This window comes from Pseudomonas sp. C5pp (assembly GCF_000814065.1).
In the GTDB taxonomy this organism is placed as follows: Bacteria; Pseudomonadota; Gammaproteobacteria; order Pseudomonadales; family Pseudomonadaceae; genus Aquipseudomonas; species Aquipseudomonas asiatica.
Genome location: NZ_JWLN01000006.1, coordinates 138793 through 152420 on the forward strand (window position 1 = coordinate 138793; position 13628 = coordinate 152420).

15 protein-coding genes are annotated in these 13628 nt (G+C 64.3%); 5 read left to right on the forward strand and 10 right to left on the reverse strand.

Annotation, left to right across the window (positions count from 1 at the left end; translation table 11 throughout):
* Positions 1 to 53: 53 nt before the first annotated feature.
* Positions 54 to 1073, reverse strand: coding sequence for a Leu/Phe/Val dehydrogenase (locus tag RR51_RS07015; protein ID WP_015271770.1), 1020 nt, complete (start codon positions 1071 to 1073; stop codon positions 54 to 56).
* Between the two features lie 124 nt (positions 1074 to 1197).
* Here RR51_RS07015 and RR51_RS07020 point away from each other — a divergent pair, with 124 nt between their 5' ends.
* Positions 1198 to 2004, forward strand: coding sequence for a SirB1 family protein (locus RR51_RS07020; RefSeq protein WP_013974185.1), 807 nt, complete (start codon positions 1198 to 1200; stop codon positions 2002 to 2004).
* On the opposite strand, the gene maiA is transcribed toward RR51_RS07020, so the two are convergent.
* The 3 genes from maiA to hmgA are packed head-to-tail and all read right to left on the reverse strand — an operon-like array spanning position 1998 to position 5240.
* Positions 1998 to 2630: a maleylacetoacetate isomerase gene (gene maiA, locus RR51_RS07025; protein ID WP_039613037.1), complete on the reverse strand. Its 633-nt coding sequence runs from the start codon at positions 2628 to 2630 to the stop codon at positions 1998 to 2000. The genes RR51_RS07020 and maiA overlap by 7 nt on opposite strands.
* 12 nt (positions 2631 to 2642) lie before the next feature.
* Entirely contained in the window at positions 2643 to 3935 is a 1293-nt protein-coding gene (fahA, locus tag RR51_RS07030; RefSeq protein ID WP_039613038.1) for a fumarylacetoacetase, read from the reverse strand.
* A 3-nt stretch (positions 3936 to 3938) separates the two neighbouring features.
* Positions 3939 to 5240, reverse strand: coding sequence for a homogentisate 1,2-dioxygenase (gene hmgA, locus RR51_RS07035; RefSeq protein WP_039613039.1), 1302 nt, complete (start codon positions 5238 to 5240; stop codon positions 3939 to 3941).
* A gap of 174 nt (positions 5241 to 5414) precedes the next feature.
* On the opposite strand from hmgA, the gene RR51_RS07040 reads away from it, so the two are divergent.
* Positions 5415 to 6197, forward strand: coding sequence for an IclR family transcriptional regulator (locus tag RR51_RS07040; protein WP_003260695.1), 783 nt, complete (start codon positions 5415 to 5417; stop codon positions 6195 to 6197).
* Positions 6198 to 6548: 351 nt separating this feature from the next.
* On the opposite strand, the gene RR51_RS07045 is transcribed toward RR51_RS07040, so the two are convergent.
* The 4 genes from RR51_RS07045 to RR51_RS07060 all read right to left on the reverse strand — a co-directional run bounded on the left by RR51_RS07045 (position 6549) and on the right by RR51_RS07060 (position 9830).
* Entirely contained in the window at positions 6549 to 7463 is a 915-nt protein-coding gene (locus RR51_RS07045) for an SDR family oxidoreductase (RefSeq protein ID WP_039613073.1), read from the reverse strand.
* 222 nt (positions 7464 to 7685) lie between these two features.
* Positions 7686 to 8591: an alpha/beta fold hydrolase gene (locus RR51_RS07050; RefSeq protein WP_039613040.1), complete on the reverse strand. Its 906-nt coding sequence runs from the start codon at positions 8589 to 8591 to the stop codon at positions 7686 to 7688.
* Between the two features lie 176 nt (positions 8592 to 8767).
* Positions 8768 to 9454, reverse strand: a complete 687-nt coding sequence (locus RR51_RS07055; protein WP_003260698.1) for an LrgB family protein — start codon at positions 9452 to 9454, stop codon at positions 8768 to 8770.
* Positions 9444 to 9830 carry a CidA/LrgA family protein gene (locus RR51_RS07060; protein ID WP_003260699.1) on the reverse strand — a complete coding sequence of 129 codons (387 nt, stop codon included), beginning with the start codon at positions 9828 to 9830 and terminating at the stop codon, positions 9444 to 9446. The genes RR51_RS07055 and RR51_RS07060 overlap by 11 nt, the downstream gene beginning before the upstream one ends.
* A 96-nt stretch (positions 9831 to 9926) precedes the next feature.
* On the opposite strand from RR51_RS07060, the gene RR51_RS07065 reads away from it, so the two are divergent.
* The gene (locus RR51_RS07065; RefSeq protein ID WP_039613041.1) at positions 9927 to 10823 is read left to right on the forward strand and encodes a LysR family transcriptional regulator; all 897 of its coding nucleotides are present in this window, start codon (positions 9927 to 9929) and stop codon (positions 10821 to 10823) included.
* Positions 10824 to 10950: 127 nt separating this feature from the next.
* Here RR51_RS07065 and RR51_RS07070 read toward each other — a convergent pair whose 3' ends face one another.
* Entirely contained in the window at positions 10951 to 11406 is a 456-nt protein-coding gene (locus RR51_RS07070; protein WP_013974195.1) for a flavodoxin, read from the reverse strand.
* A 128-nt stretch (positions 11407 to 11534) separates the two neighbouring features.
* Here RR51_RS07070 and RR51_RS07075 point away from each other — a divergent pair, with 128 nt between their 5' ends.
* Positions 11535 to 11963 (forward strand): PAS domain S-box protein, encoded by a 429-nt coding sequence (locus RR51_RS07075; protein WP_003260703.1) that lies wholly within the window; start codon positions 11535 to 11537, stop codon positions 11961 to 11963.
* Positions 11964 to 12019: 56 nt separating this feature from the next.
* Positions 12020 to 12637 (forward strand): hypothetical protein, encoded by a 618-nt coding sequence (locus tag RR51_RS07080; protein WP_024087734.1) that lies wholly within the window; start codon positions 12020 to 12022, stop codon positions 12635 to 12637.
* Here RR51_RS07080 and RR51_RS07085 read toward each other — a convergent pair.
* The gene (locus RR51_RS07085; RefSeq protein ID WP_039613042.1) at positions 12622 to 13554 is read right to left on the reverse strand and encodes a MerR family transcriptional regulator; all 933 of its coding nucleotides are present in this window, start codon (positions 13552 to 13554) and stop codon (positions 12622 to 12624) included. The genes RR51_RS07080 and RR51_RS07085 overlap by 16 nt on opposite strands.
* Between the last annotated feature and the right edge of the window lie 74 nt (positions 13555 to 13628).

Consider the following 13628-nt stretch of genomic DNA (forward strand, 5'->3'; position numbering starts at 1 on the left):
GGGGTGGGCGCTGGCTTGCCGGCGATAGGGCCAGTGCAAGAACACAAATTACATCAGCCGTAGAGCAACCGCTCCGCCAGCATCTGTGCCACCCGCGCCGGCGAGCGCTTCTCTGCCTGTGCATGGCCAAACACTTCGGTCAGCCGTGAAGGTATCCGCGCCAGGTGCGCGGTGATGGTGCCCAGGTCTTCGCCACGATGGGTAAGTGCCACGTAGATCAACCCACCGGCATTGATCACGTAATCGGGCGCATACAGTATCCCGCGCGACTCCAGCTGGTCGGCTACCTGCAAGGTGGTCAGCTGGTTGTTCGCCGCCCCCGCCACGGCCGCACAACGCAACTGCATCACGCTCTGCCCGTTCAACACCGGCCCCACACCGCAAGGGGCAAAGATGTCGCAAGGGGTGCTGATCAACGCATCGTTGGTCACCGGATGGGCATTGAACTGCTCCACCGCCAGCCGCACTCGTCCAGGGTCCAGATCGCTCACCAGCAGGTCCGCCCCTGCCGCATGCAGTTGCTCCGCCAGCGCATAACCGACATTGCCCAGCCCTTGCACCGCAACCCGAAGCCCTTGCAGGTCATCACTGCCAAGGCGGAACGAAGTGGTGGCACGAATGCCGGCAAAAACCCCCATCGCCGCATGCGGTGAGGGGTCACCCGAGGCCGTGGTGCTGGTCACATGCGGTGTGCTCTGGGCAATGCAGTCCATGTCCAGGGTCGAGGTGCCGCTGTCCACGGCGATGATGAAGCGCCCTTGCAAGGTGTCGATGAAGCGGCCAAAGGCCTCGAACAGCGCGGCACGGTTTTCCACATGCGGGTTGCGCATGATCACCGCCTTGCCGCCCCCCAATGGCAGGCCAGCCAGCGCCGCCTTGTAGCTCATACCCTGGGCAAGGCGAATGGCGTCTGTCATGGCGCTTTCATCATCGGCATAAGGCAGGTAGCGGCAACCGCCCATGGCGGGGCCCAACTGCTCGCTATGGATCACCACCACAGCCTTCAGGCCGGTAGGTGGATCGGTGAACAAGTGCAGCGACTGGGTACGGGTGCTTTGCATCAGCGCGAACATCGACAGGCTCCCCTACGAGGTGCTCTTTCCAGTATAGGCACGGCCCTTGGGCTGGTAGCGCCGCCGGACCACTGGACGAAACCGCGCGCCACGGCTAATACTCAAGCGTGTGTGGAGAAGCCCCATGAAGCCACGTCAAGCCTGCCTGGCCTGCCTGGAACGCGAGCCCGTCGCCCTGCTGGAAGCCGCATTATGGATTGCTGCCGAGCACGACCGAAGCGTCGAGCCCGCGGCCAGCCTTGCCAAGCTGCATGACCTGCAGCGTGAGATAAGCACCAATCTGCCGATGCTGCCGCTGTGCGAACTGGCACAGCCATTGTTGCGCCAACTCAATGCCCTGGGCTTCCAGCAGGATGAATATCACCCGCTGCGCCCGCATGCCGCGATGATGGACAAGGTGCTGCAACGCCGCCGTGGCCAACCGCTGACACTTGCCATCCTCGCCCTGGAACTGGCCCGGCGTCTGTCCATACCCCTTGAGGGTGTAGGCTTCCCTGGCCATTTCCTGCTGCGCGTGCCGGGTGCCGATCACCTGCTTGACCCCTGTGGCGGCCGGCGTCTCTACCCCAACGACTGCCGTGAGCTGCTGGCTCGCCAGTTCGGCCCGCATGTAGCGCTGACTGCCGAGCACATGCGCAGTGCCAGCCCGCTGCAGATGCTGCAACGCCTGTCACGCAACCTGCGCCAGTTGCATATAAGCAACGACAACCACCTGGCGGCACTGATTGATGCCGAGCGGGTCATGCAACTGGGCCCGGTGCAGGTCAGCGACTATGTGACTCGCGCTTCGCTATACCAGCATCTGGATTGCCCGCAGGCCGAGCGCTTCGATCTGGAGCATGCGTTATTGCTGACAGAGGACCCGGTCCAGCGCCTGAAGCTTTCCGAACGTATCGGCAAGCTTCCGGCGGCGAACCGTTCCATTCACTGAGCCGGGCTGTCCGGCTGCCGGGCGGGGTGGGCCTGGGCGAACGCCGCGTGCTCGGCCGCAAGGGCGGCAACCCGAAGGATGCGCGGGAAGCTGTCGAGGTCGACGTTGAAACGTTCGGCCGCGTACAACTGCGGGATCAGATAGACATCCGCCAGGCCCGGCTCATCGCCGAAGCAGAAGCCATGATCGCCTATCAGTTGCTCAACTGCCGCCAACCCTTGGCTGATCCAGTGACCAATCCACTGGTTGACCTGGCTTTCGTCCTGGCCGGCCTGGCGCAGTCGGTTGAGCACGCTGACGTTGTGCAGCGGGTGGATGTCGCAGCCGATGATCGCCGCCACGCCCCGCACCTTGGCACGCGCCTCGGCCGTGGCCGGTAACAGCGCGGGTTGTGGATAAGCCTCCTCCAGGTACTCGATGATCGCCGGCGACTGCACCAGCAATTCACCGCTGTCAGTGCGCAAGGCCGGCACGCGGCCCTGCGGGTTGACCGCGATATAGGCGGCCCCGCGCTGCTCGCCCTGCAGCAGGTTGACCGGAAGGGACTGGTAACCCAGCCCCTTCAGTGCCAAAGCAATGCGTACCCGGTAGGACGAGGTGGAACGGTAATAGGTGTACAGCTCCATGCCCCTGCCTCCTCAGTTGGCCGCGACGACCTTGCCGCGGCATTCGCCGAAACCGATGCTGGCCACGCCCTCACGCACGCAGCGGGCACGCAGGATGATCTCGTCGCCGTCTTCGAGGAACTTGCGCACCTCGCCACTGGCCAGTTCCACCGGGTGCTTGCCGCCTTCGGTGATCTCCAGCAGGCTGCCGAACGAACCTGGCGTGGCGCCCGACAGCGTGCCCGAACCGAACAGGTCGCCCGGTTGCAGCTGGCAGCCGTTGACGCTGTGGTGCGCGACCAGCTGCGCCACGGTCCAGTACATGCTGCGGGTGTTGCTCAGGGTCAGGCGGTGCGGGGCGAGGCCCTGCTCGCGCATTTGCTCGGTCAGCAGCAATACCTCAAGCTCGATATCGAATGCACCTGCGGCCTGGTCGCGCTTGTCCAGCAGGTACGACAGTGGCTGCGGGTCGCCCTCCGGGCGTGCCGGCTGGGCACAGCGGAACGGCTCAAGCGCTTCGGCGGTAACTACCCAAGGCGAGATGGTGGTGATGAAGCTCTTGGACAGGAACGGCCCCAGCGGCTGGTATTCCCAGGCCTGGATATCGCGCGCCGACCAGTCGTTGAGCAGACACAGGCCAGCCACGTGCTCGGCGGCATCGCCTACCGGGATCGCCTGGCCAATGTCGTTGCCCTGGCCGATCCAGATACCCAGTTCCAGCTCGTAGTCCAGGCGCGCGCAGGGGCCGAAGCTTGGCTCGGTGTGCCCGGCCGGCAGGGTCTGGCCCTTGGGCCGGCGCACATCGGTGCCGGATGGGCGGATGGTCGAGGCGCGGCCGTGATAACCGATCGGCACGTACTTGTAGTTGGGCAGCAGCGGGTTGTCGGGGCGGAACAGCTTGCCCACGTTCTTGGCGTGCTCGATGCCCACGTAGAAGTCGGTGTAGTCACCGATCTGCGCCGGTACATGCAGCTGGCAGGCGGTTGCCGGGTACAGTGCGGCCTGCAGTGCCGCCTTATGTTCACTGTGTTCGCCCAGCAGCACCAGCAGGCGCTCGCGCAGGGCGACGCGGGCACCGCGGCCGAGGGCGAAGAATGCGTTCAAGACCCCACCACGGGTGGCCTCGACCGCGGCCTTGGCGGCACCGTCGAACAGGCCGGCGGCCAGCACCGCCTCCAGGTCGAGGATCGCGTCGCCGATGGCCACGCCACAGCGCTTGGCTTCACCCGGCCGGCTGAAGATGCCCAACGGCAGGTTCTGCAGCGGGAAGTCGCTGTGCCCGTTGGCGTGCTCGACCCAGCTACGGGCAATGGCGGTCTGATTCATGGGTTATCTCCGGTTCGGGTTGAAGGTGCTCGGCAAGGTGGCCCAGCAACTATCGTAGTCGGCCTGCAACTGCGGGCATTCAAGGGCTTGCAGGCTCGGGCGCAGCACCTGGCTGGTCTCGAACATGAAGGCCATGGTGTTGTCGATCTTGTGCGGTGCCAAGTCGGCAGCAATAGCCTTTTCGCAGGTTTCGGCGTCGGGGCCATGGGCGCTCATAACCCCGTGCAGCGAGGCGCCACCCGGCAGGAAGCCCTCGGCCTTGGCGTCGTAGGCACCATTGATCAGGCCCATGAACTCGTTCATCAGGTTGCGGTGGAACCATGGTGGACGGAAGGTGTTCTCGGCCACCATCCAGCGTGGCGGGAAGATCACGAAGTCCATGTTGGCCATGCCATGCACGCTGGTCGGCGAGGTCAGCACAGTGAAGATCGATGGGTCCGGGTGGTCGAAGCTGACCGTGCCGATGGTGTTGAAGCGGCGCAGGTCGTACTTGTACGGCACGTTGCTGCCGTGCCAGGCGACCACGTCCAGTGGCGAGTGCTGCAGTTCGCAGGCCCAATGTTCGCCCAGGAACTTCTGCACCAGCTGCACCGGGCCATCGGCCTCTTCGTAGTGCGCCACCGGGGTGAGGAAGTCGCGCGGGTTGGCCAGGCCGTTGCTGCCGATCGGGCCCAGGTCCGGGATGCGCAGCGGCGCGCCGTGGTTTTCGGCGATGTAGCCGCGGGCCTCGCCGTCGAGCAGTTCGACGCGGAACTTCATGCCACGCGGGATGACCGCGATTTCCAGCGGCTCGACTTCCATCACCCCCAGTTCGGTGGCAATGCGCAGGCGGCCCTGTTGCGGCACCAGCAGCAGTTCACCGTCGGCGTTGAAGAACACCCGCTCCATCGACCGGTTGGCGCGGTAGATGTAGATGCTCACGCCGGCCGGTTTTTCCGCAGCGGCGTTGGCCACCATGGGCAGCCAGCCCTCGATGAAATCGGTCGGTTCGACGGGGATCGGCTGGGGGTTCCAGCGCAGGCGGTTGGGGGTGATGGCCCCCAGCGGGCCGGTCAGCGGCTGACGCGCCAGGCGTTCGAAACGCGGGTGCAAGGCAGACGGACGAATACGATACAGCCAGGTGCGGCGCAGCTCGCTGCGGGTCATGGTGAACGCCGTGCCCGAGAGCAGCTCGGCATACAGCCCATAGGGCGCCTTCTGCGGCGAGTTCTGCCCGACCGGCAAGGCCCCTGGCAGCGCTTCGCTGGCAAACTCGTTGCCGAAGCCGCTGAGGTAGTGAAGGTCGGGTGACGTATCGCGATTCATCGATGCCTCCGGGCTCTGGCCGAGCCGTTGCTGGCAGCTGGCTGCTGGCCCGGGGCGGGGTGGCAGCGCGTCTGCATTGTTTTTATCGTAATCAGATTACGAATAACGTAATTTGCTACGGGCAATGCGTCAAGCTATAAAGGCGCGACTCGATGAATCCGGAAGAAGATGTCCATGGCCAAAGCCAGCTCCCCCGCCGACAACGGCAAGCAGAAAGTCCGCTCGGCAGAGGTCGGCACCGACATCCTCAAGGCCCTTGCCGAGCTCTCCCCGTCCACCTCCCTGTCACGCCTCGCGGAACATGTGCAGATGCCGGCGAGCAAGGTGCACCGTTACCTGCAGGCGTTGATCGCCAGCGGTTTTGCCGAGCAGGATGCGGCCACCAACCATTACGGCCTGGGGCGCGAGGCACTGCGGGTGGGGTTAGCGGCGCTGGGCAGTATCGATGTGCTGAAGATTGCCGCGCTGCCGTTGTCGCAGCTGCGCGATGAACTGAACGAAAGCTGCTTCGTTGCCGTATGGGGCAACCAGGGCGCGACAGTGGTGAGCATCGAGCCGGCGGTACGCGCGGTCACCGTGGTAACGCAGATCGGCTCGGTACTGCCCCTGCTCACGTCGTCCACCGGGCTGGTCTTCGCCGCCTACCTGCCCGAGCGCGAGACCGTGGAGTTGCGTGACCGGGAACTGGCCGCCCTGCAGCACAACGCCGCCGACTACCAGGCGGTATTGGCGGGCATTCGTGAACGTGGCCTGCACCATGTGCATGGGCTGTTGATGCCGGGCGTGGATGCGCTGTCGGCCCCGGTGTTCAATGCCATGGGGCAGATCGCCGCGGTGATGACGGTGGTCGGGCCGACCTCGATCTTCCATGCCGACGAGCATGGTCCGGCGGCGCAACGGTTGCTGGCAGCAGCACGGGAAACCAGCTGGCGCATGGGCTATTCGCCCGCCGACTGAGCGCCTTCGGCACTATTGCCCGATACGTAAAGGTGAATGTCATAAGCGGCTATTTTTCCTGCAGGATCAGGCGCTTATTCTTACCTCACTGGCCGGCATGAAGGGCTCTCCCCCCCGCCTTTCAGGCCTGCGAGGTTCACCGACGTAGATTTTGAAGCTCCTTGATCTGACGTCTCGATTGGCCGCTGCGGCTTGCAGCGGCCTTTTTTATTTGCCCTGAAAATTTCTCCGCCTGTGCTGGCCTCTTCGCGGGTAAACCCGCTCCCACAGAGATATCACTACCCCAGGGGCTTGTGGTGTACCTGTGGGAGCGGGTTTACCCGCGAAGAGGTCAGCACAGGCATACAAGTTTCAGCCCAGCGGATACTTCTGCAAGTTCGCCATCATCTGCTGTAACGCCTGCAAGCTGTCCTGTGGGTGCACTGCCCCGTCGAAGTCGCCAATCCGTGCCCAGTTCTCCGCCACCTGCTCCGGAGTAAAGCCTTCACGCGGATCGAAGCCTACCCCCAGGCTGCGCTCCCACCGCACCTTGCCCACCCAACCGCCACCCACTTCGAACAACTCGCCACTGCCCTGGCACTGCTCGCTGCCCAGGTACACAACCAGCGGGCTGACCAGCTCGGGCTTGAGCCGCTCGAACACCTGGGGCGGGATCAACCCTTCGGTCATGCGGGTGCCACCCGTGGGGGCGATGGCGTTGACCAGGATGCCGTGCTTGCGCCCTTCGATCGCCAGGGTACGTGTCAGCCCATACAGGCCCAGCTTGGCCATGCCGTAGTTGGCCTGGCCGAAGTTGCCGTAGATGCCGGATGTGGAAGCGGTGAAGATCACCCGCCCCCAGTTCTGCTCGCGCAGGTGCGGCCAGGCGGCGCGGGTGACCTTGTAAGCCCCCTCGACATGCACTTGATACACCTGCTCCCAGTCGCTGTCTTCCATCTTGTGGAAGGTCTTGTCACGCAGGATGCCGGCATTGTTCACCAGCACATCGACCCGACCGAAGCTGTCCAGGGCCTGCTCGACAATACGCGCGCCGTGGCTGACCGAATCATGGTTGGCAATGGCACTGCCCCCGGCAGCGCGGATCTCCTCTACTACCCGGTCGGCGGCGGAGGCGCTGGCACCTTCACCGTGGGAGGAGCCGCCGAGGTCGTTGACCACCACCCGCGCACCGCGCGCAGCGAACAGCAGCGCATGGGCACGGCCCAGGCCGCCCCCGGCTCCGGTGACTATCACCACGCGATCTTGCAGACAGACAGGCTCGCTCATGCTCATGGCTCCAGGCAGATTCAGGTAGGCCGAGTGTCCGCCGCCAGCGGCGGGTGGACAATCAAGCTCATGCAGGCTGAATGCCTGGCAATAACGCAGCACGATGGTTACGGGGCCGCTTTGCGGCCCATCGCCGGCAAGCGCCAGCTCCCACACCAACCGCGCCGGCCTCCAGGCATGCGCTGTACCTGTGGGAGCCGGCTTGCCGGCGATGAGGCCCTGTCAGGACCACGCCACTTTCTGCTGGAAACAGCTCAGCGGTTGTTCACGAAAGGCCAGGTAATGGCGCAGCACCTGCACCGGCGCTTCGGTATGCGGGTAATGGCCGATGCCCTGCAACTGCACGGTGTCCGGCTCCGGCACCAGTTGCCGGTAGCGCTCCACCATGTGTGCGCCGGAAAGCGGGTCGTCCACGCCATTGATAAAGCGCAGCGGCACGCCTTCGTGCTGCATCGCGCCAACCCAGCGGTCCCGGTGCAACCTGCGCTCTGGCATGTAACCCACCAGCTTGTGCAGGATGCGCGTGCCACGGTTGGCGGCTATCAGGCTCCAGAAGTCATCCAGCGCACTTTCACTGGGGTGGGTGCAAGGGCCGTAGACTTGGGTCACGTTGCGCACCAGGTCGTCGCGACCGAACGAGCGCCCTACCAGCCAGCCCAGGCGGCTGAGCAACAGCTTCTGTACCAGCAGCATGCGGCAGCTTTCGGGGAACAGCCCGCTGTTCAGGAACACGCAGCTGGCAATGCTGGCGCGCTGTTCATGATGCCGCGCCAGCATTTCCTGGGCCACACTGCCGCCGTAGTCATGGGCCAGCAGATGCACCGGCTGGTCGACCTTCAGCTCGGCGAGCAAAGCCTGCTGCAGGTCGGCCTGCTCCATCAGGCTATACACGTGATCGACCGGTTTGGCCGAATCGCCAAAGCCGAGCATGTCGCAGGCGATCACCCGGAAGCGCTGGGCCAAAGGCCCCCACAGGTAGTGCCAATCCCAGCTGGCAGTGGGGAAGCCGTGCAAAAGAAGCAGGGGCTCTCCTTGCCCTGCGGTCCAGTAGCGGATGCTCTGGCCCCGGAAGCTGAAACTCTGTCCCCGGGTACGCCAGACGCACAATGGAATTTCGGCCATGGGCATCAGAACGGTCCCGGTGAAGTGGTGTTGGCGGAATAGAGCAAGGCTGCGGTCATTGCATGTCACCTCGGCACTTACATGTGCTCTCTATGTCGAGGCTGAGTCTAGCCAGCAGCCCATCGGCTGGAACTTGCGTTGCCAGCCAGCTTGATGACTTGGCGAGTCAGTGGCACGAACGGTCAGAGGAGCACAGCCAGCAGCGGTGCCGCGAACAGGTTCAACAGCCCGGTCAGGACCATGACCAGGCCGGCCACCGAGCCCTCCTCGCGGCCTACCTCCTGTGCCCGGCTGACACCGGCACCATGGGCGCCCACGCCGAACAGCGCGCCCCGCGCCAGTGGTGTGCGCAATGGCAACCAGCGCAGCAGTACGCCGCCGAACATGGCGCCCAGTACGCCGGTGAACATCACGAACACCGCCGTGAGCTCCGGTACACCACCCAGGTCATGGGCCAATGGCATGGCAAAGGGCGTGGTGATCGAACGCGGCACCAGCGACAGGCTGGTCGCGCTGTCCAGCGCCAACATATGAGCCAACCCCCAGGAACTGGCGATCGAAGCGCTGCTGCCGGCGACCATACCCATCATCAGTGCCGGCCAGTGGCGCGCCAGCATGGCCCGTTGCTGCCAGATCGGCACCGCGAAGGCCACGGTCACCGGGCCAAGCACGCTCATCAGCCAGTGGGTGTTGCGGGCGTACTCGGCATAGGCGGTGTGCAGCGGCACGGCCACCGCCAGCAACAGAACCGGCACCAGGATCAGCGGCGACAGCAGGTAGCGCCCGCTGCGCCGGTACAACCAGCGGCTGCCCAGGTACGCCAGCAAGGTCAGGGCCAGCCAGAACAGCGGCATGGGTTCAAGGCTCATGGCGCAACCTCCAGCGGCACACCAGTTCCACGGTCAACGCGGTCACCACCATTACCGTCAGGGTGCTCACGGCAATCACCAGCAGGATGCGCCAGCCCTCGTCACGGATCAGGGCGCCATAATCGAGCAGGCTCATCAGCGCCGGGATGAAGAACAGCAGCATCTCAGCCATCAGCCAGCCGGCGCCCAGTTGCAGCATGGCCGGCTTGAGCACACCCGAGGCGAACAGCAACAGCAGCAATGCCAGGCCCATCACGCCGCCAGGAATCGGCCAGCCCAGCCAGGTGGCAAGCTGGCCACCGAACAGGAACAAGGCACAGAGGATCGCCAGCTCGACGAGCAGGCGCAGGGCTTTTTTCAATAACGCAGGTTTCATGGGGGGTTCCTCGACAGGCCCTCATTTTAAGATTTGGCTGCCTAGGCCAGAAGCGAATTGTTAGACTTAATGCCATTCCAGAATGGAATTGAGATCATGGAATTCAAACAGCTGCGCAGCTTTATCGAAGTGGTCCACCGCGGCGGTTTTACCCAGGCGGCGCAAACCCTGCACATCAGCCAGTCGGCGGTGAGCAAACAGGTGGCCCAGCTGGAGCAAGATGTGGGCCAGCCGCTGCTGGAGCGCCAGGCCTCGCAGCTGCACCTGACCGCTGCCGGGCGCATCGTGCTGGAGCGTGGCGAAGCCTTGCTGCGCCAGCGTCAGGCACTGCTCAGCGAACTGGACGACCTCAGCCAGATGGGCCGCGGTGAGCTGCGCCTGGGCTTGCCGATGCTGGGCAGCGACGCGCTGTTCGCCGGGTTGTTCGCCGAATATCGGCGGCGTCACCCGAACATCGCGATCCAGTTGCTCGAAGGCGGCAGCCGCAGCATCGAACAGGCGGTCAGGAGTGGCGAACTGGAACTGGGTGGCAGCCTGACGCCCAGTGACGAGGCGTTCGACTACCAGGCCTTCTGCAACGAGCCAATGGATGCCCTGTTGCCTGTCGGGCACGAGCTGGCAGGCCAGGAAGTGGTAGATCTGCGGCAGCTGGCCGATACCCCGTTCCTGCTTTACCAACGCAGCTTCGTGCTCAATGACCGGCTGCTGAAGGCGTGCCAGCAGCAGGGCTTTACCCCCAAGGAAGGCGGGCGCAGTGGCCAGGCGGACTTCCTCGCGGCGCTGGCGGCAGCGGGCCAGGGCGTGGTGCTGCTGCCCCGTGTGGTGGCGAAAGCGCTGGAGCGCCCCGGTGTGGTGCGCTTGCCGCTGCGCTCGCCGGCGGATTTGCGTTGGGATATCGCGTTCATCTGGCGGCGCGGGGCGTATCTGTCACGGGCGGCGCAGGCGTGGTTGGCGCTGGTGAGCGAGTGGCCGGTGCTCGGCAGCAAGGGATGAGTTGCCCTTGCCGGCCTCTTCGCGGGTAAACCCGCTCCCACAGGAACACCACAGCCTCTGAAATCTGTGTGGTACCTGTGGGAGCGGGTTCACCCGCGAAGAGGCCGGTACAGGCGAAAAATACCCGTCAGGCTTTAAGTGTACTCACCAACTCAGCCAACCAAGGCTCTGCATCCGCCTCCGGAGTCACCGTCTCGCTGGCATCCAGGCGCAACATCGGCTGCACTTCGCGCACGCCCAGTTCGGCAAACAGTTCGCGCATCTGCTCGCCACCACCGCAATAGGTATCGCCATAACTGCTGTCACCCAGCGCAATCACCGCACCCGGCAGGCCACGCCAGGCCGCAGGCAGGGTATCGCGAATGCTGCAATACAACGGCATGAGGTTGTCTGGCAGTTCGCCCATGCCAGTGGTCGAGGTCACGGCCAGCAAGGCGTCGGGGGCGAAACCTTCAAGGTCCTGCAAGGTGGCGCGCGCCGCATGCCAGGCCTCCAGACCAGCAGCCTTGAGCAGCGATTCAGCGTGACGGGCGACTTCTTCGGCGGTGCCGTAGACCGATCCGGAAATAATGGCGACTTTCATCGGGTAGAGGATTCCGAAACTGAGTGAAAACGTAGGATACTAGCATCCGGCGCTGGCAAAAGGCCGCCTCTACCAAAGTCACCATCCTCAACCCTGCTTCGCACCTTTGTTCACTCAATGGCCCGAACATGATCAATGCGCAACTACTGCAATCCATGGTCGATGCGTCCAACGACGGCATCGTGGTCGCCGAACAGGAAGGCGACGACACCATCCTCATCTACGTGAACGCGGCCTTCGAACGCCTGACCGGCTACGGCCGTGACGAAATCCTCTACCAGGATTGCCGCTTCCTGCAGGCCGACGACCGCGACCAGCTTGGCCGCGCCCGCATCCGCAAGGCCCTGGCCGAAGGCCGCCCGTGCCGCGAAGTGCTGCGCAACTACCGCAAGGATGGCAGCCCTTTCTGGAACGAACTGTCGATCACCCCGGTAAGGCACGATGCCGAACAGCGCACTTACTTCATCGGCATTCAGAAAGACGTTACTCGCCAGGTCGAACTGGAGCGGGAACTGGCGCAACTGCGCGTTCGTCAGAAACCCGACGAACGCACCTGAACCAAGTTCGCCACGCACGGTCAATCCCGTTGAAGAAATCGCCATCGAGTTCGATCATGCAAGCAGAAGCGCTCCTGACCCAGGACGAGCTGGACTTCATACAGAACATGCAGCATTCGCCGCAGTTGAACCTGGCCGACCCCATGTCGAGCCTGCTGGTCAATGGCGACCATCGCATCCAGAGCTTGCTCACCCGCTTGGTGGCCAACGAGCAGGTAACCCTGCAGGCCCAGTTCAACAACCAGCAAATCAGCTTCCCGCTGCAACTGGTGGAAGACGAGTTCCACGCCCTGCACCTGCAACTGGGCTCACCGGAAATCTACGAGGACGGCCCCATGCTGCGCCCCTGGCGCCTGTCGATGGAGAAGCCGAGCGCACTGCTCGATGCCCATGGGCAGGAAACTGGCCTGTGGGTTCGCGAGATCTCGTTCAAGGGTACATTGCTGGAAGTCCGTGGCCTGCCAGCGGCACCAGCCCACTTCGAATTGCGTTTCGCCCCTGATGGCATCCCCCCCATCGAACTGCATGGCGTGCTGGGCCGGCGCATCGGCCCGGACCTGGCAGCCTACGACCTCAGCCAAAGCCCGGCCGAAGAGATCGAACGCCTGCGCGACTACATCCTCCAGGCCCATCGCCGGGCCCACCCCGAGCTACACACTCAGGTATCGAACTGACCGGCCAGAAACTGCCGCAAACGCTGGCGCATCACGCTACCCTGCGCACCCAGGCAAGCGATCGGGCTGCCAGCCAGGCTGTCCTGTGCCAGTTCCGCCGCTTCACCCGCCAGTAACAACGGGCACTCCAGCCCTGCCACTAGGCGCGTCAGCCGCCGTGTGAGCTCCGCCGTGGGCGGCTGATGGGAAAACAGCACCAGGGCATCCGGTTTCAGGCGTTCGCAGACCAGTGCCAGTTCTGCCAGCGGCTGCCCGCTCGCCAGTGGCGTCACGCCAACTTCATCGCTGCCCAAGGTCAGGCTGGTCACCAGCAAATCCAACTCGTGGCACTGCCCCGGCAATGGCGCCAGCAGCACCATGCGGCTGCGCGGCGCACGGGCGAGTTGCAAGCGGGTATACACCCGGCCACGCAGGAACTGATCGAGGAACAGCCACTCGCTGGCCTGCCCGTAGCCGCCCTGACCGGCCGCCAGGTCATGCCACACCGGCATGAACACTTCACTGAATACCTGGTCCAGGGTGCAGGCGGCAAATACCTCGTCGAACAGGCGGTCCAGGCCGACAAGGTCAAAACGTTGTAACGCCTGGCGAATCTGCTGCTGCCAGCGCCCCCAGGCGCCCGTCGCGCCACCTGCCTGCCCGGCACGGGCATGGTCGCGCGCGAGGATGCTGGCAACCTTGCTTACCGCCACGCCGCGCTCCAGCCAGCCAAGGATGCGGCGGATGTCATCGATGTCGGCCTGGGAATAAAGGCGGTGGCCGCTTTCGGTGCGGGTTGGCTGGATCAGACCGTGGCGGCGCTCCCAAGCGCGCAAGGTCACGGCATTGACGCCGGTCAGGCGGGAAACCTCACGGATCGGAAACAGGTCCTGCGCGAGGCCCGCATCGATTACCGGATTCAGTCCCTGTTCGTTCATCTGCACGGGGTTCCCTGTGTGTCCAAGTTGAACACCTAGTCTACTACGGCAATACCAGACGCTGGGGCGCAACC

Bases quoted from the DNA above. Each gene is read 5' to 3' on its own strand.
- RR51_RS07020 (WP_013974185.1), top strand. From the start codon at position 1,198: ATGAAGCCACGTCAAGCCTGCCTGGCCTGCCTGGAACGCGAGCCCGTC.
- RR51_RS07085 (WP_039613042.1), bottom strand. From the start codon at position 13,554: ATGAACGAACAGGGACTGAATCCGGTAATCGATGCGGGCCTCGCGCAG.
- RR51_RS07060 (WP_003260699.1), bottom strand. From the start codon at position 9,830: ATGAAACCTGCGTTATTGAAAAAAGCCCTGCGCCTGCTCGTCGAGCTG.
- RR51_RS07065 (WP_039613041.1), top strand. From the start codon at position 9,927: ATGGAATTCAAACAGCTGCGCAGCTTTATCGAAGTGGTCCACCGCGGC.
- maiA (WP_039613037.1), bottom strand. From the start codon at position 2,630: ATGGAGCTGTACACCTATTACCGTTCCACCTCGTCCTACCGGGTACGC.
- fahA (WP_039613038.1), bottom strand. From the start codon at position 3,935: ATGAATCAGACCGCCATTGCCCGTAGCTGGGTCGAGCACGCCAACGGG.
- RR51_RS07055 (WP_003260698.1), bottom strand. From the start codon at position 9,454: ATGAGCCTTGAACCCATGCCGCTGTTCTGGCTGGCCCTGACCTTGCTG.
- RR51_RS07050 (WP_039613040.1), bottom strand. From the start codon at position 8,591: ATGCCCATGGCCGAAATTCCATTGTGCGTCTGGCGTACCCGGGGACAG.
- hmgA (WP_039613039.1), bottom strand. From the start codon at position 5,240: ATGAATCGCGATACGTCACCCGACCTTCACTACCTCAGCGGCTTCGGC.
- RR51_RS07045 (WP_039613073.1), bottom strand. From the start codon at position 7,463: ATGAGCGAGCCTGTCTGTCTGCAAGATCGCGTGGTGATAGTCACCGGA.
- RR51_RS07075 (WP_003260703.1), top strand. From the start codon at position 11,535: ATGATCAATGCGCAACTACTGCAATCCATGGTCGATGCGTCCAACGAC.
- RR51_RS07040 (WP_003260695.1), top strand. From the start codon at position 5,415: ATGGCCAAAGCCAGCTCCCCCGCCGACAACGGCAAGCAGAAAGTCCGC.
- RR51_RS07070 (WP_013974195.1), bottom strand. From the start codon at position 11,406: ATGAAAGTCGCCATTATTTCCGGATCGGTCTACGGCACCGCCGAAGAA.
- RR51_RS07080 (WP_024087734.1), top strand. From the start codon at position 12,020: ATGCAAGCAGAAGCGCTCCTGACCCAGGACGAGCTGGACTTCATACAG.
- RR51_RS07015 (WP_015271770.1), bottom strand. From the start codon at position 1,073: ATGTTCGCGCTGATGCAAAGCACCCGTACCCAGTCGCTGCACTTGTTC.